The organism is Shewanella psychrophila, from assembly GCF_002005305.1.
In the GTDB taxonomy this organism is placed as follows: domain Bacteria; phylum Pseudomonadota; class Gammaproteobacteria; order Enterobacterales; family Shewanellaceae; genus Shewanella; species Shewanella psychrophila.
The window spans coordinates 3,129,056-3,149,992 of sequence record NZ_CP014782.1 but is presented as its reverse complement, the minus strand read 5'-3'; the positions used below and the strand labels follow the sequence as shown (position 1 = coordinate 3,149,992).

20 protein-coding genes are annotated in these 20,937 nt (G+C 46.0%); 11 read left to right on the top strand and 9 right to left on the bottom strand.

Annotated features, from left to right (window positions below; translation table 11 throughout):
- Positions 1 to 69: 69 nt before the first annotated feature.
- Complete coding sequence (locus sps_RS13585; protein ID WP_237158079.1) at positions 70 to 975, bottom strand: SDR family NAD(P)-dependent oxidoreductase; 906 nt, start codon at positions 973 to 975, stop codon at positions 70 to 72.
- Between the two features lie 121 nt (positions 976 to 1,096).
- The gene (locus sps_RS13580; RefSeq protein ID WP_077753021.1) at positions 1,097 to 1,993 is read right to left on the bottom strand and encodes a pirin family protein; all 897 of its coding nucleotides are present in this window, start codon (positions 1,991 to 1,993) and stop codon (positions 1,097 to 1,099) included.
- Between the two features lie 350 nt (positions 1,994 to 2,343).
- Between sps_RS13580 and sps_RS13575 the strand changes: the two genes are divergently transcribed.
- Together sps_RS13575 and sps_RS13570 are read left to right on the top strand one after the other, a co-directional pair.
- Positions 2,344 to 3,870, top strand: coding sequence for a protein adenylyltransferase SelO (locus tag sps_RS13575; RefSeq protein WP_077753020.1), 1,527 nt, complete (start codon positions 2,344 to 2,346; stop codon positions 3,868 to 3,870).
- Positions 3,871 to 4,028: 158 nt separating this feature from the next.
- Positions 4,029 to 4,391 carry a response regulator gene (locus sps_RS13570; RefSeq protein WP_077753019.1) on the top strand — a complete coding sequence of 121 codons (363 nt, stop codon included), beginning with the start codon at positions 4,029 to 4,031 and terminating at the stop codon, positions 4,389 to 4,391.
- A gap of 37 nt (positions 4,392 to 4,428) precedes the next feature.
- Here the strand turns inward: sps_RS13570 and sps_RS13565 are convergent, their stop codons facing one another.
- Together sps_RS13565 and sps_RS13560 are read right to left on the bottom strand one after the other, a co-directional pair.
- Positions 4,429 to 4,944, bottom strand: coding sequence for a YgjV family protein (locus sps_RS13565; RefSeq protein ID WP_077753018.1), 516 nt, complete (start codon positions 4,942 to 4,944; stop codon positions 4,429 to 4,431).
- A gap of 162 nt (positions 4,945 to 5,106) precedes the next feature.
- A complete protein-coding gene (locus sps_RS13560; protein ID WP_237158078.1) occupies positions 5,107 to 5,700 on the bottom strand; it encodes a Crp/Fnr family transcriptional regulator in 594 nt (197 codons plus the stop codon).
- A gap of 357 nt (positions 5,701 to 6,057) precedes the next feature.
- Here sps_RS13560 and sps_RS13555 point away from each other — a divergent pair, with 357 nt between their 5' ends.
- From sps_RS13555 to sps_RS13525, 7 genes are all read left to right on the top strand, one after another.
- The gene (locus tag sps_RS13555) at positions 6,058 to 7,278 is read left to right on the top strand and encodes a DUF3103 family protein (protein WP_179948416.1); all 1,221 of its coding nucleotides are present in this window, start codon (positions 6,058 to 6,060) and stop codon (positions 7,276 to 7,278) included.
- Positions 7,279 to 7,676: 398 nt separating this feature from the next.
- The gene (gene rbsD, locus sps_RS13550) at positions 7,677 to 8,099 is read left to right on the top strand and encodes a D-ribose pyranase (protein ID WP_077753016.1); all 423 of its coding nucleotides are present in this window, start codon (positions 7,677 to 7,679) and stop codon (positions 8,097 to 8,099) included.
- Positions 8,096 to 9,580, top strand: coding sequence for a ribose ABC transporter ATP-binding protein RbsA (gene rbsA, locus sps_RS13545; RefSeq protein WP_077753015.1), 1,485 nt, complete (start codon positions 8,096 to 8,098; stop codon positions 9,578 to 9,580). Before rbsD ends, rbsA begins: the two co-directional genes overlap by 4 nt.
- 16 nt (positions 9,581 to 9,596) lie before the next feature.
- On the top strand, positions 9,597 to 10,568 hold the full coding sequence (gene rbsC, locus sps_RS13540) for a ribose ABC transporter permease (RefSeq protein WP_077753014.1): 972 nt from the start codon (positions 9,597 to 9,599) through the stop codon (positions 10,566 to 10,568).
- Positions 10,569 to 10,599: 31 nt separating this feature from the next.
- Positions 10,600 to 11,478, top strand: coding sequence for a ribose ABC transporter substrate-binding protein RbsB (gene rbsB / locus sps_RS13535; RefSeq protein ID WP_077753013.1), 879 nt, complete (start codon positions 10,600 to 10,602; stop codon positions 11,476 to 11,478).
- A 125-nt stretch (positions 11,479 to 11,603) separates the two neighbouring features.
- Positions 11,604 to 12,518, top strand: a complete 915-nt coding sequence (gene rbsK, locus sps_RS13530; RefSeq protein ID WP_077753012.1) for a ribokinase — start codon at positions 11,604 to 11,606, stop codon at positions 12,516 to 12,518.
- A gap of 130 nt (positions 12,519 to 12,648) precedes the next feature.
- Positions 12,649 to 13,656, top strand: coding sequence for a LacI family DNA-binding transcriptional regulator (locus tag sps_RS13525; RefSeq protein ID WP_077753011.1), 1,008 nt, complete (start codon positions 12,649 to 12,651; stop codon positions 13,654 to 13,656).
- Positions 13,657 to 13,775: 119 nt separating this feature from the next.
- On the opposite strand, the gene sps_RS13520 is transcribed toward sps_RS13525, so the two are convergent.
- On the bottom strand, positions 13,776 to 14,633 hold the full coding sequence (locus sps_RS13520) for a delta-class carbonic anhydrase (RefSeq protein WP_179948401.1): 858 nt from the start codon (positions 14,631 to 14,633) through the stop codon (positions 13,776 to 13,778).
- Between the two features lie 285 nt (positions 14,634 to 14,918).
- Positions 14,919 to 15,866, bottom strand: a complete 948-nt coding sequence (locus tag sps_RS13515) for a histone deacetylase family protein (RefSeq protein WP_077753010.1) — start codon at positions 15,864 to 15,866, stop codon at positions 14,919 to 14,921.
- A gap of 311 nt (positions 15,867 to 16,177) precedes the next feature.
- Between sps_RS13515 and sps_RS13510 the strand changes: the two genes are divergently transcribed.
- The gene (locus sps_RS13510; protein ID WP_237158077.1) at positions 16,178 to 16,387 is read left to right on the top strand and encodes an AbrB/MazE/SpoVT family DNA-binding domain-containing protein; all 210 of its coding nucleotides are present in this window, start codon (positions 16,178 to 16,180) and stop codon (positions 16,385 to 16,387) included.
- Between the two features lie 147 nt (positions 16,388 to 16,534).
- On the opposite strand, the gene sps_RS13505 is transcribed toward sps_RS13510, so the two are convergent.
- From sps_RS13505 to sps_RS13495, 3 genes are read right to left on the bottom strand one after another with little or no spacing between them, the layout of a single operon-like run.
- Positions 16,535 to 18,166: a PepSY-associated TM helix domain-containing protein gene (locus tag sps_RS13505; protein ID WP_077753008.1), complete on the bottom strand. Its 1,632-nt coding sequence runs from the start codon at positions 18,164 to 18,166 to the stop codon at positions 16,535 to 16,537.
- Complete coding sequence (locus sps_RS13500) at positions 18,163 to 18,465, bottom strand: hypothetical protein (RefSeq protein WP_077753007.1); 303 nt, start codon at positions 18,463 to 18,465, stop codon at positions 18,163 to 18,165. Before sps_RS13500 ends, sps_RS13505 begins: the two co-directional genes overlap by 4 nt.
- The gene (locus sps_RS13495) at positions 18,462 to 18,725 is read right to left on the bottom strand and encodes a hypothetical protein (protein ID WP_077753006.1); all 264 of its coding nucleotides are present in this window, start codon (positions 18,723 to 18,725) and stop codon (positions 18,462 to 18,464) included. The genes sps_RS13500 and sps_RS13495 overlap by 4 nt, the downstream gene beginning before the upstream one ends.
- A 153-nt stretch (positions 18,726 to 18,878) precedes the next feature.
- Here sps_RS13495 and sps_RS13490 point away from each other — a divergent pair, with 153 nt between their 5' ends.
- Positions 18,879 to 20,936 (top strand): TonB-dependent receptor, encoded by a 2,058-nt coding sequence (locus tag sps_RS13490; RefSeq protein WP_077753005.1) that lies wholly within the window; start codon positions 18,879 to 18,881, stop codon positions 20,934 to 20,936.
- Position 20,937: the final 1 nt, after the last annotated feature.

Genomic DNA, 20,937 nt, shown 5'->3' with positions numbered 1-20,937 from the left:
CATTTAATGGAACCCGACAGAATTAAATATAGCCGATGCTTATGAAATCGGCTGGGGATAGTGAAACAGTTAAGACTGTCTTTGACGGTATTTATCCTTATTCTTACGACCTATGCGATAGAGTAAGCCACGGCTGGCACGGCGAAAGTTTGGGAATAGGTAGCCTAGCGTGGTGAGTTTACCGCTAAACCAGGGCATGGCAATTTCAGTTTCGCTGCCCTTCGCTAACTTAACCACAGCTTCGGCGACTTGCTCCGGTGTGCTCATGGGCTGGGAATAGACGATATCTTCCACTTCATCTATCTCATCCATAATAAAGCTGGTGTCAATGGGACCTGGGGATACTACGGCTACATTGATATTTTTATCCCTAAGTTCATCACTCAAGGCATAAGCGAAGGCTCTGAGCCCAGATTTAGTGCTGCTATAGGTTGCAGCGCCTTGGAGTGGCGCACGCCCCGCCAGCGAGCCCACCATGACTATGGCTTTAGGGCCTGATTTAGGCATTAGGGGCAACACTAGTGAGGACAGATACAAGGGCGACTTGAGATTTACATCTACCATGGCCGCTATCTGTTCTGGTGATCTTTCAATGAATTCTCCCCTATGATGCAGGCCCGCATTGTTCACTAAGACATTGATGCCGCCAAATTCTGTGACGCTGGCCTTGACTAACTGTTTGCAGGCCTTAAGGTCGGCAATATCGGCTGCCAAGGTTAACACCTTGGCATTAGGGTATTGGCCTAATTCAGTCTCTAACTGCTGTAAGCCCGTTAATCCCCTAGCCACTATGACTAGATTAATTCCTTCAGGAAAGGCCTTGGCAAATCCATGAACACAAGCCGCACCAACCCCCTTAGATGCACCTGTGATCAGCACGGTCGGCGTCCCATTGGAAACTGTGGTTAAGGTGTTGCCTTCAGCTGTTGCAATCGATCTTGGTTCTGCTTTTGAGTCAGGCATTGAGTTAGTCATGATGCATTCCCTTGAATGTTATAGATAACGCCGTTATTTTAATTAGGCTATATTTCTAACACTTGACTCCGGTGTTGGCTAGCGGTTTCACTTTCAGGTTCAACACTCATGTTTACTATCATTACGCCGGGATCTCGCCAAAATGTCCGGCTTGATAATCTTCTACCGCCTGCTGGATCTCAGCTTGTGTGTTCATCACAAAGGGCCCCATGTGCACGATATCTTCCTTAATTGGTTTGCCTGCGAACAAGAGCAACCCTGCGCCGTCAGAACCGGCTTGCATCTGGAGTAAGGTCTGACTATCCAGAATAAGATATTGGCCCTCGATATATTGCTTGGCTTCCTTGTTATTATCTCTGTCGGTATTTTTGCCTGTATTGATGTGAGTACTGCTGAGAGTACCTTGATACAGATAGAGGCCGACAAAATCATGCTGCTTGAGTACTAATTCTGTTATAGCGTCAGGGCCTAAATCAAGATCGGCAATCGCGGCTCCACCTGCGAGTCCTTGTATCGGCGCACTTATTTTTTCTTGTCCGGAAAATTCCCAGTCCCCTGCTAAAGCACGCAGTGTCGCCCCCGTGTTATTGCTGACCTCAGGATTTAACGTTTCACTGGTGTCCTGATATCTCGCCGGACGCATCTTGTCTTTCGCTGGCATATTTACCCAAATTTGAAAGCCATGCAGTCCCTCATCGGTATCGGCTAGAGGCATCTCAGAATGGATTACTCCACTGCCGGTACTCATCCATTGTACGTCTTTAGCGCGGATGGCTTTTACATTACCCAGATGATCTCTGTGTTCAAACCCGCCTTTGCGAATATAGGTAAACGTCTCGATACCACGGTGAGGGTGAGGCGGGAAGCCACCGATAAAATCTTGCTCATCATCGGACTTAATCTCGTCCATCATCAAGAAAGGGTCGAACTTGGTATTAGTAAAATCGGCTACCCGGCGTATATTTACGCCATCGCCATCCATCGCTGGTCTGGCTGAAAACTGACTCAGTACTTTCATGTTTATCTCCTGAATTGGGCTAAAGCTTGCTAGTTAGCAATTGTCTTATCTAGCTAGTTAATGTCTTTATTAGTGATTAAGAACAGCATACCCTCTGGATAATCGAATGAATATTGCGAAATAACGAACTAAACATTCTATTAAATAGGATTAAATTCAGGGTTATTACTAGGCAGTAATTTGAGGCTTACTTTTCTCTATGCTATCGAGCCTTAGACTTAAGCTTAGGTATAAAACTTATGTATAAACTATGGGAAAATGGCAACCTAGATCACCTTCTTATGCAGATTGAGTTAAAGTAGAGAGAATGGTTTTAAGAATATTTTTGTCTCGATGGCATAGGAATAACGATGAATAGCATGAAGATTGATCTAGGTTTGACATTCGATAACAGTTACGCAAAAAACTTAGAAGGTTTCTATGCTGCCTGCCCAGGAGCAAAAGCGCCGAATCCTGAGCTAGTAAAATTAAATACCTCATTGGCGAATAGTATTGGCCTTAGTAATAATGATCCGGATCAATTAGCCGAAGTGTTATCAGGCAGCGAAGCACCAGTAGGCGCTAGCCCACTGGCACAAGTTTATGCAGGGCATCAATTTGGCGGCTTTAGTCCTCAGCTAGGTGATGGCCGAGCCCTGTTGTTGGGAGAGGTGTTAGATGAGGACGGAAAGAGTCTGGATGTTCAGCTCAAGGGATCTGGCCGAACGCCATTCTCACGAGGTGGTGATGGCAAGGCGGCACTGGGTGCCGTATTGCGTGAATACATAGTCAGTGAAGCCATGTTTGCCCTGAATATCCCCACCACAAGAGCATTAGCGGCTGTTACCACAGGGGAGCGGATCATGCGCACTCAACTCCTGCCAGGCGCTGTGTTGACTCGCGTCGCATCCAGCCATTTACGTGTCGGCACATTTCAGTTTTTTGCATCTCGTGGCGAGCAAGACAAAGTTAAACAATTGGCTGATTACGCCATTGAGCGTCATTATCCCCAGCTAAAAACCAGCCAGCAGCCTTACCTCGACTTTCTTTGTGCGGTTTGTGACAAGCAAGCTGATCTAGTGGCCCGCTGGTTACTGGTCGGTTTTGTCCATGGTGTGATGAATACTGATAATATGACGATTAGCGGGGAGACCATAGATTATGGTCCCTGTGCCTTTATGGATGATTATGATGCCAAAGCTGTATTTAGCTCCATAGATAGAGATGGACGTTATTCTTATAATAATCAGCCTGTCTTAGCACAGTGGAACCTAGCTAGATTAGCCGAAACCTTGTTGCCCTTGATAAGCGATGATGAAGAGGAAGCGGTCACGAAAGCTACCGAAGTGGTCACCAAGTTCTGGGAGGTGTATCAAGGCTATTGGTTAACAGGTATGCGAGCCAAACTGGGTATATCCACTGAAGAGGAAGGTGACTTAGCACTTTGTGAGCAACTGCTCGAGTCTATGTCGGGGCAAGAGGTGGACTTTACTCAGCTTTTCCGCCAGCTTGCTAGGGATCTTGAGAAGGTAACCAACGAAAGTGATCATCTATTCAATGATGCCGAGAAGTTTATTCAGTGGAAGGAATTATGGCGGGCTCGCCTTTCTCGAGACGATCAGTCAAGAGACTCGCAGTCAAAACAAGAGTCATCCCAAGAAAAGCGGTATCTAGCAGAACACGCGGCCATGATGAATGCAGTCAATCCTATGTACATACCTCGAAACCATCAGGTTGAGCATGTCATCGAAGCGGCAGAGCAAAGAGCTGATTATGAGCCGTTTGAAAACTTGCTTGCGGTGCTGGAAAGTCCGTTCACATACCAGTCTGGAGCCGGGGAATACGCCAAACCTGCCCCCATGAGTTTTGGTCCCTACACAACATTTTGTGGGACTTAAGTAGTATGTTTTTCTAGTTTCATTAACCTCAGCTACTAGGTGTAAAAGGTGCCAATAATCCTAACTAAGGTTTTCAAAGCTTAGTTAGGATTAACCATTATCTTTTTCTATTAAATTGGATACAATAAAGGTATCCGAAATAGATCCGAGAGGGCTACATGGAAAGAGCTAAAATTCTGATAATTGATGATGACCCTGTTTGTACCGGGGTATTACTGGCAATCTTAGGAGATGACTATCAAATTACTACCGCCAATTCAGGCAGTGGTGGCATAGATATTTTAAGTTCCTTGACTCCGGACCTTATTTTTCTGGATATCACTATGCCTGAGGTGAATGGCTATCAGGTGCTTAAGTACCTAAAAGGGGACTTGTCACGATCTCAAATACCTGTCGTTGTTATCAGTACATTAGTAGAAACCTCAGATCGTGATTTCGCCCTGAAACTCGGTGCTAACGATTATATCAATAAACCTATTATGCCAGACGTGATACAGAACGTAGTAGAGCAATACCTATAGGCCTTTTTGGCGACTTGATGAGTGAGTCATCTCAATTTTAAGCCTGCTCATACTTACTCGATAATGTGAAACCATAGTATCGGTAATAGCCCAGTAAGTTACTGCCGATAAATAGCACCTCCATCAATACCGCAGTGGGGGAGCCGATTAGCGTGTTATTAAGCAGCCAGATGCTGGTACCTATCAACATCATTTGCCTTAATCTTTGATCGTTTGGACAAAATGCTGCGCAGGTTTGGGTGGCACTGCCAGCAAAACTGATTAAGCTCAAGATCCCGCTGAAAGTGACTAGGGTAACTAGAGAGCTTGCCGCTAGAAAAAACATCATCCAAGATTTTGAGTGGCTAAAAACTGTGACCAGGTATCTGATTGAAGCAAGCAGCATCAATATGGCTGCGGTCCACTGCTCTAACAGAAAAAAATGGCTACTGATTAAAATGCCGGATATACATAAGCAAGTAAGGATTTTTTTCCTCTGCTTAAATTGGAATGAGATCAGATCAAAAATGATCGCGATAGCGATCAGGACTTGAGATATTGCAAATGCCGACATAGAGTAACCTAGCTAACGAAGAACTTAGTTAACAAACTAAGCAAAGATAGGCTAAGGATAGGGAAAGTTCGGGGATAGTGAATTAACCTAAGTTAATAGTGATGACTTTTATTTATTCTTGCTCATTCTCAATATCAGCCCATTTTTCAATGTAGAAATCGTCTATAGCCGTGCTTTTAAGCGTGAAAGGCTCACTGGGCTGATGCCAATATAGCTAGCAAGCTGAATATTATTGAGTTTTTTTACCCATAGAGGTCTATTTTCTACCAGAAACAGGTAACGCTGTTCAGGCGTGTTCAAAAGGAAGAATGCTTCTTTTTCCTCTTTGTAAATGAGCTGCTGGCTAAGTAAGGCTATTTTGGCTGACTGCCAGTCTACATGGGATAGTAGCTCCAGAGGGACTTGAATGAGTAGCGTATCCTCTACCGATTCGATCTGGTATTTTGCCGGAACTTGAGTTAACCATGAGCAATATAGGAAACATAACTCATGTTGGAAATAGAACTCTTTTGACAAAATACTGCCCGAATCACCATAATGGCAAGCTTTTAAAATACCGGAGACAATAAAGTAAGCATATTTCTGCTCTCCACCCTGTAGCAATAATACCTCGCCAGCATTTACATTCATGGTTTTAAATTGTGCCAGATCCCGTCCGATAGCATCCTTATTGACACCTAATATAGAAAGAAAGTGGATTAGACTTGCATGATCTGCTTGGTCATTTTCAGGCTGGTTATTAATAGTATTCATCATAGTGCTTGTGAAAATTTGAGTGAAATCCATTGGGGTCAATAATAACTGTCATGTTACTAGGCTAGTTAAAATAAAAATATAAAAATTAATTTTCATAAGAAGCTACAGATTATATCTAGTAATAAATCTTTTATAGATGTCTATCCAGTCTTTGTTTTTATATAAGAATATCAATTACTCAAGCTTATTAAATAGCTTCTTTTAGGTTTAAATATCAAGTGAACGAAATGTAAATATTATTATAAATAGTTGTTGTTATTATTTACAAGCTTTGTTGTATATGCTCATATGCTTTTCAGGACCGAACAGAAGCAATATAAAACGAATAATATTCAATAAGGACATAATGTGAAAAAAATGACTTTAGCCTTGCTTATGATAACGGTACCTCTGGCTTCTATTATTTCGCCATTTAGTTTCGCCGAACCAGTCGATAAAATAGAGCTTTCTACTCAGCAAGCATCACAATACAGTGTCAGCGTATCAAGTGCTAAGCGTGAGATAGCACTGGAGCTCAGTCGCCAATACGCTCGGTTATTACCTACACTGCAATCCAATATCAACCAATATAATCTAGCTATGGATGCTAATTTAGCGTTCAAATCCAGTGGTAGCGACACTAAGAAGTTACGTCAAAGCGAGTTGGCAATCCGTGAAGCAAAAGGTTTATATACTCATACTAAATCTAAGATTAATACAGATCTTAAGGGCTCAATGGAGCCCAATTTAGTGCAATTTCGTCTGGCCGATGCCAGCATGCTGAGTGATTGGCAACAAGGCGAATCTCCACTATTTGCCTTTGAACCCGATGGCGATGATAAGCTGTGGGCTAATATCGAAGCCTATGACGTTGAAGGTAATATTCATCTGCTGGATGTCTATCAGCTTCCACAAAGACCGGTGATTGTGATTGGCTTGGATAAGCAGCAGGCCATGCGTGAAGGATTGGCTGTCATGCGAGACACATTCGCTTTAAGCACAGACTCTGCAAATCTGAGTAAAAGGTCTATCTCTCAGGCTAGGCCTCAGATTAGTAGCTTTACCACTGCAGATCAGCCCATATCGACCACGGTCATCAAACAGATCAGTGTGCAAGATGATGAAGAGCCTTGGGTTTCGGGGAAAGCCGAGATCTACGGCATAGTGACAGGGGTTAATCCAAGCCGTGATGAACCCGCACTGGATATCATTGAGATGCCATATCTCGATTATTCAGGCACAGAGTATTATCCCAATCAGATCGTGATTCATTGGGAGCGTTACCGTTGGGCTGCTGCCGACCTTGTACTCATGGAACATGATGATGGTACTAACTATAAAGACCTTGCGACTGCACTGGTGAGTATCGCCGAGCGCGTCTTGCAGCAATATCCCGACCCGGAAGTTCAGGGGTATGCCATCATAGCCACGATAACTAACGAGATTTTAAATGCCTTACCCGATGCTTGGTTTACCAATGACGATGACTTTGTGGATGTGTATTACACCCTACAAGAGGGAGAGACTTATACAAATCATCATGGTGCTGGCGGTAATGCCAGGGCATTCTTTGCGCCTCTGGTGATCCAGCCAAGATAGCTAATCTTATAAAGCTCGGAGTAGAAGTATATTGGCAAGCTTGTTCGTCAGCAGATAGAGCAAGTCTTGCCGTTTTAATCAATATTCCAGTGACTATAATTTTACCATTGGCTTCACCTCGATATTTCTCACACATATATTCATTCGGCTCTCTTTAGTGACTCTTTAATAAATCTGGCTAGAGGTTAGTTAAGCCCTTTTATTTACATTTGGCCGAAGAATTTCTCCATTTTTATGATCTAAATAGTCCATTATTGAAAGTAGCTAACATTTATAATAGCGTGATCTAGATCATGTTTTTGGTCTGGATATACAAATTTAGGTGCATTAGTATTCACGCAAACGTTTGCGCACACGTTTGCGCATTTATTTCACAGTTTTGAAGTAAGGTTCGTGAGATGAGAAAATGTGCACTGCTGAACAGTGATTTGGCGCGGGTCATTGGCCTGTCAGCTCATACCGATGAAATCACCATAGCCGACGCCGGTCTGCCCGTGCCTGAGAGCTGTGAACGTATCGATCTGGCTTTGACTCATGGGGTCCCGGCTTTTATCGACACCCTAAAGATAGTTGCCACCGAATTACAAATTGAGTCTGTGGTTATTGCCGAGGAATTGTTGATTTACAATTCAGTCGTGCACACTCAGCTGCTGCAGTTATTAGATGAGATAGGGGAAGCCCAATCTCATCCTATTCGTGTGAATACCATCAGTCATCAAGCCTTTAAGATACAAACCGCCAATAGCCGCGCCGTGGTTCGTACCGGAGAGTGTACCCCTTACGCTAACATCATCTTGCAAGCAGGAGTGGTATTCAAATGAAAGCACTGCTAAGTCTTGCCGGTATCGATAAATCTTTCCCTGGGGTGAAAGCCTTAGATGGTGCCCAACTAAACGTTTATCCCGGTCAGGTGATGGCGCTGATGGGAGAGAATGGTGCGGGTAAATCCACCATGATGAAAGTGATGACGGGGATCTATCATGCCGATGAAGGTCAGATCATCTTAAACGGTGAGCCAGTGAACTTCGATGGTCCTCGCCAGTCACAGGCGGCGGGGATCAGCATCATTCATCAGGAGCTGAATCTGATTGACGACTTGTCCATTGCCGAAAATATTTTTCTGGGCCGTGAGCCACAGAAATTTCCGGGTCTGATCGATTGGCACAAGATGTTCAGTGAGGCTGACGCCCTGTTGACCCGCCTGAATGTGCAGCGCAGTAGCCGCGAGAAGATGGGGGCTTTACCTCTGGGTGAGCAACAGATGATAGAGATAGCCAAAGCCCTTTCATTCGAGTCCAACATCATAGTGATGGACGAGCCTACAGATTCTCTCACCGAACGTGAGACTGAAAGCCTGTTCAAGGTGATCCGCGAGCTGCGCGAACAGGGCGTAGGCATAGTGTATATATCCCATCGCCTGCAAGAGATATTTACCATCTGCGATCGCGTCACTGTGATGCGTGATGGTCAGTATATTGCTGAATCCGCAGTATCTGAACTCACCGAAGAGAGTCTGATTGAATTGATGGTCGGCCGTAAGCTTGAGGACTTGTATCCGCGCATCGAACACAAGTCGGGTAAGGTGACGATGAAGGTACGTAACCTGTCAGGCAAGGGCGTTAATAACATCAGTTTCGATCTGCATGAGGGGGAGATCTTAGGTTTCAATGGTTTGATGGGCGCGGGTCGAACCGAGTTGATGCGAGTGCTGTTTGGGGATACCAGACGTACTAGTGGTGAGGTGGAGCTATATGGAAAACCTGTACGCCCGACTCATCCGAGTGAGGGCATAAAGGCGGGAATCGCCTACATTTCAGAAGACCGTAAGGGTGACGGCCTAGTGCTGGGCATGTCGGTAAAACAGAATATGAGTCTCAGTTCTTTGACTGCACTGTCTAACATGGGGGCAATCAAGGCCGATGCGGAGCTCACACAAGCGACACATTTCAAGCAAGCCTTCAACATAAAAACACCATCACTGGACCAGCCAATAGGTAAATTATCCGGTGGAAATCAACAGAAGGCGGCAATAGCTAAAGGTTTGATGGCCAGACCTAAAGTCTTGATCTTGGACGAGCCGACCCGGGGAGTCGATGTCGGTGCGAAGAAAGAGATTTATGAATTGATTAACCAGTACAAGCAACAAGGCATGAGCATCATTCTTGTCTCTTCCGATATGCCGGAAGTAATGGGGATGAGTGACAGGATCATGGTGATGAGCGCTGGTCGCATTAGCGGCGAGTTCGATGCCACCCAAGTGACTCAGGAACAACTCTTGGCTGCGGCCATCGGCAACCACTGATTAGAGAATTATTATAATGAATCAAACTGCAACTTATAACGTCACAGGCACTAAAACCTTGGCATGGCTGAAGCAGCAAAAAGCCCTTATCGCCCTTATCGCCTTGATTGCCGTGGTCTCTATGTTGAACGATCAGTTCTTCACCATGGGTAACCTGATGAATATACTGCGCCAGACGTCGGTTAACGCCATCATCGCCGTGGGCATGACCTTAGTGATCTTGACCGCCGGTATAGACTTGTCTGTCGGCGCTATTTTGGCTCTGACCGGGGCGCTAGGTGCGTCGATGGTGGGAGCTGAGCTACCCTTGGCAGTGGCCTTGCCTCTGACCTTAATGTTGGGGGGAGCGCTTGGTGCCATGAATGGTTTGCTGATATCTAAAGGTAAGGTTCAAGCTTTCATCGCGACGCTAGTGACCATGACGGCTATCCGCGGCCTGACTATGGTGTACACCGAAGGGCGTCCTATCTCTACCGGTTTTACCGACACCGCCGACAGTTTTGCCTTTATTGGCACAGGCTGGTTGGCTGGGGTACCTGTTCCGGTCTGGCTGATGCTGATCACATTCGTGCTGGTCTGGGTAATGTTGACTCACACACGATTAGGCCGCTACATCTACGCCATAGGCGGTAATGAATCCGCTGCGCGTTTGTCTGGTATCAATGTCGATCGGGTTAAAGTCGCGGTCTACGGGCTCTCGGGTATGATGGCGGCATTAGCGGGTCTGATTGTGACATCACGTTTGTCTTCGGCTCAACCGACGGCGGGCACCTCCTATGAACTAGACGCCATCGCTGCGGTCGTTGTTGGCGGTGCTTCACTGGCTGGTGGTCGCGGGTTTATCTGGGGAACCTTGGTCGGCGCGCTGATCATAGGCTTTCTTAACAACGCTTTGAACCTGCTGGATGTTTCATCTTATTATCAGATGATCGCCAAGGCTGGGGTCATTTTACTGGCGGTACTCGCCGACCGAAAATCCAACACATAACGATAACTAAACCGGAAACAAGGTGACTAATATGAACAAGCTACTCACATCAGCAGTTGCACTGGCTATGACTTTGGGCCTAACCGCTCCGGCCATGGCACAAGACACCATAGCTTTAGTGGTATCTACCCTCAATAATCCGTTTTTCGTGTCGATGAAAGAGGGCGCGGAGCAGAAGGCCGATGAACTGGGCTATAAGCTGATAGTCCTGGATTCTCAGAACGATCCCTCTAAGGAACTGAGCAATATCGAAGATCTGACTATTCGTCAGGTAAAGGCTATCTTGCTTAACCCCACTGATTCCGATGCGGCCTCGAATGCGGCTCGCATGGTGAACCGTGCAGGTATCCCATTATTGACCCTGGACCGCGGCGTAACCCGAGGCAAGGTTGTGTCTCATATCGCATCAGATAATGTGGCCGGCGGTAAGCTTGCGGGTGATTTCATCGCAGAAAAGCTAGGTAAAGGCGTTAAGGTTATCCAACTCGAAGGTGTGGCGGGGACGTCGGCATCCCGTGATCGTGGTGAGGGATTTGCTCTGGCCGTTGCGGCTAACGGCTTTGAGTTACAAGCGTCACAACCGGCGGACTTCGATCGCACTAAAGGGTTGAATGTCACTGAAAATTTGTTGGCTTCGAAGCCAGATGTACAGGCTATATTTGCTCAGAACGATGAGATGGCTCTGGGGGCATTGCGCGCAGTACGTGGTGCAGGTAAAGAGGTATTGATAGTTGGTTTTGATGGCACTGATGAAGGCATTGCCGCAGTTAAACGTGGCCTGTTGAGTGCAACCGTGGCGCAGCAGCCACAACTGATTGGTGAGTTGGGTGTAGAGGCCGCAATTAAAGTGCTTAAAGGCGAAGTTGTTCCTGAGTTCCAGCCCGTACCCCTGAAGATTATTACTCAATAGACCGTTAGTGGCTTGTTTAGCTTGCTTATTTAAAACGAAATTATTATAACAGGGTCGGTTATTTGACCCTTGCTGCGCCGCTGTCTAGGCTGTGCAGTTATCCAATTAAGTAAAGAGAGATTCAGATGGCCAAATTATCCGTATTGGGCAGTATTAACGTAGATCACCTGATGCAAGTCGGTGCAGCCCCCAGGGGCGGGGAGACTATCGAAGCAAAACAGTACCAAATTGTAGCGGGTGGTAAGGGTGCGAATCAAGCGGTGGCCGCGGCTAAACTTGGGGCGGACGTGGCGATGATTGCCTGTATCGGCGCAGATGCCATTGGTGAGCAGATGAAACAAGGTCTTATGGATATTGGTATCGACACTAAGGGCATCACCACCATAACCGGTGAAAATACCGGAGTGGCAATGATCTATGTCGAGGACTCAGGTGAAAATCGTATCGGGATCTGGCCTGGCGCCAATGCTGCTCTGACTGAGACTGTAATGGCAGAGCACAAGGCCGCTATCCAAGGTTCTGACTTACTCTTGTTACAGCTGGAAACCCCAATCACGACCTTAATAGCGGCGGCTAAAATTGCGCAAGCTGCCGGTACTCGAGTGGTGTTGAATCCAGCTCCGGCCAAGGCATTGCCAGAGAGCTTACTGCGGCATGTCGATATTATCACGCCCAATGAGACCGAAGCCGAGCAATTAACTGGCGTGGCGATCAATGAGTTATCAGATGCAGATGTTGCGGCCAACAAGCTGCACACTCAGTTTGGTATAGAGACAGTGCTGATCACCTTAGGTAAGCGTGGTGTGTGGTTGTCACATAAGGGCGAGGGCAAGCACATTGCCGGGTTCGTGATGAAGGCCATAGATACGACGGCAGCTGGGGACACTTTCAACGGTGGCTTCGTCACCGGATTACTCGAAGGTCAATCTATGCTGGACTCTGTGCGTTTTGGTCAGGCGGCCGCGGCAATCTCAGTGACCCGCATGGGCGCTCAAAGTTCTATTCCGACTCAGGTAGAAACCTTGGCGTTGCTAGCTTGATCGATCAGTTGTGTACGATTCAGTATTCGCTTTAGTGCTAGTTTTCTAGCCCTAGTGTGAATTTTCGATAGGAGTCGAATTCCATGATCAGCATTCGTAGCATTTTGGCTAATCTTAGGCGGTATTATCAATGAGCACCATTCGCGACGTTGCCAAGCTGGCCGGTGTTTCAACTACTACAGTTTCTCACGTGCTCAACAAGACACGCTTTGTCTCTGAAGGGGGGAAGGCCAAGGTCGAGGCGGCAGTTATCGAGCTTAACTATGTGCCCAATACCATTGCACGTAGTCTCAAAGGCGGCAGTAGTCGGGTCTTAGGTATGCTGATCACTGATGCGAATAATCCGTTTTACGCAGACCTGATCCAATGGGTCGATCAAGTTGCATACCGTTATGGTTATAACCTGATCTTGTGTAATACCCAGGGCAGCATTGAACGGGCAAAAGATTACATGGTGATGCTGAATCAGAGACGGGTCGATGGCATGCTAATGATGAGTTCCGATGCTCGGCAGTTACCGGTCTCCTCTTACGGCACCATGCCCATGGTGATGATGGATTCCGGTCCGGAGCAGGCTGGCTATGATCGCATCTTGGATGACTCTGAGCAGGGCGGCTACATGGCGACCAAACATCTGTTAGCCTCGGGTCATAGAAGTATTGGTTTGTTGGCCGGGCCGCTGGATAAGTCTAACAGTCAGAACCGTATTGCCGGATATCGCCGAGCAATGGCGGAAGCCTATGCCGAAGTGGATGAGCGCTGGATCCAATCCGGAGAGTTTACCTACGAAGGTGGCGCAGAGGCCATGAGTAAGTTGCTTGACCAGCCCAGTTCGGTGACGGCCATATTTGCCTCCAATGATCTTATGGTCATGGGCGCGATAAGGGTGGCAGGTAAGCAGGGGCTCACTATCCCACATGATCTGTCTATTATCGGTTATGACGATATTCCTGGGGCTAAGTATTTCAATCCCCCACTGACGACCATGAGTCAACCATTGGAACAATTGGCGGAGCAGGCGATTGCCATGTTACTCGCTCGAATAGAGACTCCCGAACGGGAAGGGCAACGTACCTTGTTACCACCCACTTTAGTCATCCGGGACTCAGTAGCAGTACGAAAACCTGTTGAGAAGTGAACTGGATTAATACCAATCGGTATAAGTCATAAAATCTAAGACTGAGATGACAGACATAATAAAGGGGCCGAAATAATCGGCCCCTTTATTTAGTTATACTTTAGACATGATTGTCAAGATTAGTCATTGTCAGCAGATAGTAAGTCTGGGTTAATCACTAGATTTCTGACGCCGTGGGCATGATCTTCATCGAAGGCATTGCCCTCTAACCACTTACCTACAGTGTTAATATTTACCTTCATTACTTTTGGACGCACGCTCCAGCTCACCTGTAATGGTGAAGCTTTCTCGTTATATCCAGGGCCTGTGGTTGAACCTTCATACTCTACTGGATCACCGGTATTGGATGGGATATTGAGGGCCTGGTTAAGTCCGTTTTTCATGCCTAACTTAGTCAGTTCCATAAAGCTCATGGCTTTATCATCGTTTACCAACACGTATACCTGAGTCTCAACCCGTAGCTGAGGGTTGCTATTGGCCTCACTGAGACAAGCGCCCAGAGTCGCACCTGGACCTACTTGTGCGGTTGAATGGACATAGTGCACTTCAATCGTATCTCCTGGATACAGACTTCCGTGCTTACTCGCGCCAACTTCATGGTCAAGTGGAGCTAGCTCCTGCTTGGTTAGTTTACCTGAATATTTGTAACCGCTTTGGTAACCATGACCATCACCATTACCGGCATATTTAGTGAACTCGCCACCTTTGTGCTCGGCATTTTTATGAAAATGTATGTTACATAGGTTCATTTCCATGTAGTCAGGCGCCTCAGAAAATATGCGCTTGTTGTTGCCTTGAATGGAGTCGATATCTCTTGGCGACTGAGGACCATAACCTTTGCCTTGAGTATTAGAGGCCAATTCGGCTCTCTGCTTTTCTATCACTTTATCTGAGACTGTATCTTGCGTCGTTCCAGCATTAACCAAAAGTGGGAAAAGCACCGCCGTGGCGCACAATACTCGTGTCTTGTTAATCATGTAATTTGTCCTTTTTTTATTCGTAAGCAGAATAGGCATGCTAGGTACGTGAGTCGAACCAGAGGCTAAGGTTATACCGATTGGTATCAACCCATTGACTATTCAACAGGGTTACAAGTTAAATTAGATTAAAGCAATATATCGTTGGTTTCGCTAGGAAATTGTTGAGATAGTTAGCCTATCACTCATATAGTAAACATAGGTATCACCTAGGTTACTAATGCTGGCATCAGACAAGTTACAAATGCCATTGATTTTAGTTTAGGCGCAAACGTGTGTTTTAACTTAATTTTTTAATAAATCTAAATTTAAATCTAAGCCTAAATCCAGCGCTGCCTGGATCAACTGAAAATGCACCGGCACGAGTTCTTTTTGCTCGGTTCGATAGCCTCCACCGACAACGGCAGCGACAGGGATCTGATTATCTTGCACGGTCTGTAATAGAAATAAATCCCTTTGATAGATGGCTTGTGTGGATATATTGAGATATCCCAGTTCATCGTCTTGATGAAGATCGACACCCGCATCATAAATTACCAGATCTGGCCGGTGTAAACGTATCGCCATCTTCACTACTTGTTTAAAGGTGACTAAAAAGGCTTCGTCACCCGTTCCTCGTGTTAAAGGGACATCAAGATCTGAGTCAGGCTTGCGGGCCGGGAAGTTTTTATCACAGTGGAAAGACAGGGTAATGATGTCATCTCTTCCTTGGCATAGGGTCGCAGTACCATCACCGTGGTGCACATCACTATCTATGATCAATACCTTTTCGATATCCTCTTTCTGTAAGGCGAAGTGAGCGGCTAATACCAGATCGTTGAATAAACAAAAGCCACTGCCAAAGTCTTTATGGGCATGGTGGTAACCGCCGCTTAGGTGAATCGCAATGCCTGACTCTATCGCTTTATGGGCAGTTAATACTGTTCCTGCCGCCGAAGTCAGAGTGCGTTGCATCAGCGCCTCACTCCAAGGGAAACCTATGCGGCGCATCTTATGCGCAGGCAGTTGACCACTGGCTAACAGATCAACATAAGCTTCATCGTGTACCAGTTTGATATCTCGAAAGCTTAAAGCCTGGGGCGAGAAAAATGCAATTTTTTGCTGCCAGTAACTATCGTTTTGCATGTTCTCAACTATTGCGTCATACAAGTATTGATACTTCATGATGGGATATCTATGTCCCTCAGGCAGAGGCAAGAGTGAATATATGGGGTGATAGATGAGTGGTAGCATAGCAAAGTGAGATAGTGAGCAATGAGAGAATAGTATCAGTTTTGAGAGGCGGTTCAATTACAGACTGAGGCTAGTGTCGATATCTCATTTAAGTAACAGTTTTGCAGACTAACTTTGTTTTCCCGCTAGTGGCTAGCTAAATTGTTAGCCTGTTAATTTGGCTGACGATATTGGCCTGCTAATATTGTCAGCAGGTAAGGCTTGGCTCATTTCTATGCAGAACAACTATAATCAGCATTAATGGCTTCTTTCTGATTTCGCACTTTTTTAACGATGAAGTGTCGGATGATAAATAAAACGAATAGGTAGCGATGATGACAGTACTCAAGATTCAAAATGTGGGTAAAGGCTTAGGGCTGCAGTTACCACAAGATGTAGTAGAGCGGCTCCACCTTGGTGCCGGAGACAGTATCTGTCTCGAAAAAATGGCACATGGCAGTTATCGGCTCGTAACTAAGGATGATGAATTAGCCGAACAGATGACACAGATTGAAGATTATATGCATGAAGAGGATGCGTGAAAAATTCTCTCTCAATTAGCTATACATAAAGTGTAAATTTTGCTGTGACTGTTTTAATGAACAACATGACGTAATACTCATCGGTATAAGCTGCTTACTGTTAAGTCAGGCAGCAGTTTGCATTGAAACCCTATCTAACCGCTTATTTCAACTGTAATGGGCTTTGCTGCCATCGATTTCCTGGGATAACTCTGTATTCAGAGATGGCGGTATCAGGGCCCAGATGCTGTTTCGTTCACCATAGTAGGCTCTGTGTTTGGCTTTTTTGGCGCTATAGAAGAATAGAACTGCAAAGATCATTGCCATAAGTTCGAGCGTTACCGCACTGAGTCCTTTTGGTGTCCATAATCCAACTTCGGGTAACAGGAAGGTGAGTAAGGAACTCATTGGAATGAGTAGGCAAGTCAATGCGACTAGCTGTAACAGGTGAATGGCTGCCTGGGCTGCACCGCGAATAAAGCTATAGGCGATAGCAATAAAGAAAGCGCCATAGTAAACACTTAAGTAGTGACTGTTTACTGTCTGCTCCATCAGATATAGCCACTTAGTGGATAGCATGGCCAATCCGACACCTAAGATAGACCCTAAACAAACCCCTATAGTAAGCGATGCCATAAAGCGACTGCCTCGGGTTTGTGATCCCTGTTTCTGTCTGCGTTTTTCGAGCCAGAGTAAGTTACCGCTGTAAAAAAGAAATGCTCCTAATAGCCCCATGGTGAAATAGAGCCAACGACCGAAACTACCGGCATAGTTACCAAAGTGCAGAGCGAATAAGCTATTGACTATAGGTCCGTAAACGCCGTCATCTGAGCCGGAGACGGTATTGTATTGAACCTTATAAGTATAAGGATTCATATAGATGTAATCACTGTACCCTCCGCGCATCATCCTGTCTTCAGACACTACCTTGATGGCTACTGACGGGCTGGTGGATGAAAGTTTAGAAAAGTTCATCGAGGTGATGGTGTAGCCTTCGGCCAATTTGTGTGCTTCGCTGATGTAGCTCTGGATGGATGGGAGGTTTTCTATTGAATACTCTAGTGTCGACTTTTCTCTAGGCTCAAACATAGGCTTATCACCATAAATTAAGCTGAGGCCGCCATAGAAAACATCATGGAAGGCAAATACGACAACGGTCCAGGTAATAATAAGGTGGAAGGGCAGGCTCAACACGCCGACTAAGTTATGGCTATCAAGCCAGAAGCGATTCGCTCCCTTGTTCTTACGTAGGGCAAACAAGCTCTTAGCCAGCGTGGGTAGCAAGAAGATCACGCCCGATACTAAGGCGAGAAAATACAGCAGCGCCGCTATGCCCAATATGAGTACGCCGATATCCTCGCGCCCGACCTTGCCCATGATACCCGCGGTGCGATGCAGTTGATCGATAAGATTTCCCAGCTCATTGGTACTACTTGCTTGGGTGATCATTTCGCCAGTTGCAGATAAACTTGCGTGCCTTAAGCTATCGTCGAGTCTGATACCTCGGCCGCCACCTTGCTCATACCAGCTCATGGGGGAGCTGTGATCATCTAAGTTAATGATAAAACCCTCTCGGGCTTGGTCATGTTGGGTGATGGTCTGCTCGACTAAAGTGTCCAGCTGGCTTGAGTCTATCTGAGCTAGTTGCTGACTCGGTGGGGTTGCCCACTCCTCTATTTGCGGCTTAAACATGGTGAGAGAGCCCGCATAGAAGCCAATAAATAGCACCAATCCTGCAATAATGCCTGTCCATGTGTGGATAGATTGGTAAGTTCTTAATATATCGCTGCGAATTTTCATGCTGACAACCACTTTAAAGAAGCAAAGAGAAGATAGGCCGAAATATTGGCATAACCCAGATAAATAAGCGTTTTAAGCCCGGTCTTAAACATAAAGCTGAATGCCAGAATTGGCATCCATAGTAGGCTAACCATCCACATATTAAATTGCACTTTCATCGGCGCATCTATACCACCAGGTCCGAACCAGGCAAAGATGGCGATGATGGCGTAGGCCAGCGTTAAGCCCAGCACAGATGCGGCTAAGCTTTTTTGCCACCAGTGGGGTTGGATCTTCTCCGTTTTCGATAAACGCTTCATCCGTTATCTTCTCGTTTCTTACTCAGGCTCAATAAGGGAATACAGGTCAGTAAGGTAATAGAGGTAAAAATCCAGGTGAATATCGCGGCGCTGGTGGTGAGTACTTGCAACCAGCAAGCGAGTGCCAAGATGAAAAGGCCGTAGCCTATCTGCCTGATGGGTTTAGGCAACCTTTGTCGGATCAATCCTTGATGCCTGTTGGTGAGGTAAATCAACGTGGCACCACACAGGGTTAATACTAATGCCGTAATTTGAAACATAAGTAACTCCTTTCCCTTCTAGATGTAAAACTCGCGACAATCGTAATGTAAATGCTAATGATTCGCAATTGCGCAGTTTCGCAATTTGGAGTAAATTGTTGCGGATTTACAAAGTCATGATGAAATTTACTTATTAGAAGTCTGAGGGATCTCATGGAAAACAGGGTGTTCAAGAAAAATCTTATTGTCATCGCGATGCTGTGCAGTCCAGCATTTTCGGCGTATGCCGTCGTTGATGCTGAGTCGACCAAATCTATTGAAGTGATCACCGTATATGGTGAAAAAATAGAGCGTAGTTTGAAAGATACTACTTCATCGGTATCCGTTATTGATAAGGACAAGCTAGATAGCGGCCAGTATCTTTCCGTATCCAGTGCTTTATCAGAAATTCCCAACGTGGTGGTGTTAAGTGGTGCAGTACCGGATATTCGTGGTGTCACCGGTAATGGCTCTGCAACGGGTTTTAACTCATTCTCTGGTGGAGCCAAGGCGAGAGTATCGACCCTGGTCGACGGTGTCGCTGAGCCATTCGTTGCAGACTTAACCGGCGACACGGGTCTTTGGGATATTGAGCAGATAGAGGTTTTTCGTGGGCCACAATCGACCATTAATGGCCGTAACAGCATAGGTGGTACCGTTTTTATTAAGACCGCAGATCCAAGTTTTGACTGGACAGGCGCGGCAAGACTCGGTTATCGCAATCAAGACAGTCATATCGACAGCGCGGTGATGTTATCCGGCCCCATATTAGATGACCAATTAGCCTTTCGTGTCACTGGTCAGAATGTGACGGGTGAGACTTATAATAATGGCTTAGTGTTTGAGACTAACCCTGAGACATTCGACCAGAATGAGCTTATCACCAACCGCTGGCGAGGTAAGTTATTGTGGCAGCCTACCGGAGTCGATAATTTCAAAGTCCTCTATAGCTTTTCTTATAACGATGAGAAGGGGGATTCGGGTCGAAATTTCTTTACTGGCGATGATCCCTGGGCCTATAAACCCATGTTCCAGCGCTACATAGAGACCCAATCTAATACTCACTCGGTGACATTCGATTATGAGCTGGGTAACGGCCAAGCTTTGGATCTACAGATAGCCTATATGGGTTATGACTGGGGTTTTGTCTCCTATGAAGCCTCAGCTGCAGCTCAGCAAGATGTCATGATGCATGACAAGAGTTACACCGTCGATGGTAAGTATAGTTTCGGCTTGAACGATGCCAATTTTAATGGCTTTGTCGGCCTTGCTTATTACAAGCGTAGCCAGGATTTTACTAGTAAAGGCGGCTTTTCTTATGGGGGTGACGACAGCAGTACTTCATCATCTATCTATGGTGAAGTCACCTATGCCATGACAGAGACACTCAAGCTCACAGTCGGTGGTCGAGTGATGCGTGACGAGCAAACCCGAAATTTCGCCATGGAGTTTAGAGGCAATGATCTGGATGAGCAGTTAGACACCAGTAAAACGGTGAGCTTACCTAAGCTAGTGCTGCAATATGCTATCAGCGACAGTACTACGTTAGCCGCGAGTGCTCGCCGCGGATATAACGCAGGTGGCGGCGCACTTTCATTCTCGACCAGTGCCTATTACTACTATGATGAAGAGTCGGTAGACACCTACGAAATAAGTTCTCGTAGTAGCTTCCTCAATGGCAATGTCAATCTAAGTGCCAACTTGTTTTACAATAATTTCGATGGCTATCAGGCGTCTAACAGTGAACGTATGATCACCAATGTGGACAAGGCAGTGACAACGGGTCTAGAAGCCGAGCTTACCGCGATGTTGAGTGATGACTGGCAACTTACATCTGGATTAGGCCTACTCAAATCAGAGATTAAGGAAGCCGATGCGAGTTATGGTGACATCATAGGTAATGAGCTTAACTCTGCGCCCAATCTCACCGCTAACTTAGGTGTGAAATACTGGTTTAATGACGAGCTTAGCTTCGGGCTATCGGGCAATTATGTGGGTGAGTACTTTGCCGATATCAATAACACCGAAGAGAGAGTCGCCGGTGATTACGTGGTTAGCCGTTTCAATGTTGATTATCAGACAGGCGAGTGGCGAGTGAGTGCTTTCGTCAACAACCTGTTTGATGAGCAGGCATTAACGGTTAACGACCCACCCAGTGGCCGTTACCCGGATGGATATGCGGCAGTTATTGATCCTAGAAATGTCGGTGTGAATGTGACTTATACCTTCTAAA

Excerpts from the sequence above, each read along its gene's own strand:
- rbsA (WP_077753015.1), top strand. The coding sequence starts at position 8,096 with ATGAAAGCACTGCTAAGTCTTGCCGGTATCGATAAATCTTTCCCTGGG.
- sps_RS13570 (WP_077753019.1), top strand. The coding sequence starts at position 4,029 with ATGGAAAGAGCTAAAATTCTGATAATTGATGATGACCCTGTTTGTACC.
- sps_RS13555 (WP_179948416.1), top strand. The coding sequence starts at position 6,058 with ATGACTTTAGCCTTGCTTATGATAACGGTACCTCTGGCTTCTATTATT.
- rbsB (WP_077753013.1), top strand. The coding sequence starts at position 10,600 with ATGAACAAGCTACTCACATCAGCAGTTGCACTGGCTATGACTTTGGGC.
- sps_RS13500 (WP_077753007.1), bottom strand. The coding sequence starts at position 18,465 with ATGAAGCGTTTATCGAAAACGGAGAAGATCCAACCCCACTGGTGGCAA.
- sps_RS13565 (WP_077753018.1), bottom strand. The coding sequence starts at position 4,944 with ATGTCGGCATTTGCAATATCTCAAGTCCTGATCGCTATCGCGATCATT.
- sps_RS13515 (WP_077753010.1), bottom strand. The coding sequence starts at position 15,866 with ATGCTACCACTCATCTATCACCCCATATATTCACTCTTGCCTCTGCCT.
- sps_RS13560 (WP_237158078.1), bottom strand. The coding sequence starts at position 5,700 with ATGATGAATACTATTAATAACCAGCCTGAAAATGACCAAGCAGATCAT.
- rbsK (WP_077753012.1), top strand. The coding sequence starts at position 11,604 with ATGGCCAAATTATCCGTATTGGGCAGTATTAACGTAGATCACCTGATG.
- sps_RS13585 (WP_237158079.1), bottom strand. The coding sequence starts at position 975 with ATGACTAACTCAATGCCTGACTCAAAAGCAGAACCAAGATCGATTGCA.
- sps_RS13525 (WP_077753011.1), top strand. The coding sequence starts at position 12,649 with ATGAGCACCATTCGCGACGTTGCCAAGCTGGCCGGTGTTTCAACTACT.
- sps_RS13495 (WP_077753006.1), bottom strand. The coding sequence starts at position 18,725 with ATGTTTCAAATTACGGCATTAGTATTAACCCTGTGTGGTGCCACGTTG.
- sps_RS13490 (WP_077753005.1), top strand. The coding sequence starts at position 18,879 with ATGGAAAACAGGGTGTTCAAGAAAAATCTTATTGTCATCGCGATGCTG.
- sps_RS13575 (WP_077753020.1), top strand. The coding sequence starts at position 2,344 with ATGAATAGCATGAAGATTGATCTAGGTTTGACATTCGATAACAGTTAC.
- rbsD (WP_077753016.1), top strand. The coding sequence starts at position 7,677 with ATGAGAAAATGTGCACTGCTGAACAGTGATTTGGCGCGGGTCATTGGC.
- sps_RS13580 (WP_077753021.1), bottom strand. The coding sequence starts at position 1,993 with ATGAAAGTACTGAGTCAGTTTTCAGCCAGACCAGCGATGGATGGCGAT.
- sps_RS13520 (WP_179948401.1), bottom strand. The coding sequence starts at position 14,633 with ATGATTAACAAGACACGAGTATTGTGCGCCACGGCGGTGCTTTTCCCA.
- rbsC (WP_077753014.1), top strand. The coding sequence starts at position 9,597 with ATGAATCAAACTGCAACTTATAACGTCACAGGCACTAAAACCTTGGCA.
- sps_RS13510 (WP_237158077.1), top strand. The coding sequence starts at position 16,178 with ATGATGACAGTACTCAAGATTCAAAATGTGGGTAAAGGCTTAGGGCTG.
- sps_RS13505 (WP_077753008.1), bottom strand. The coding sequence starts at position 18,166 with ATGAAAATTCGCAGCGATATATTAAGAACTTACCAATCTATCCACACA.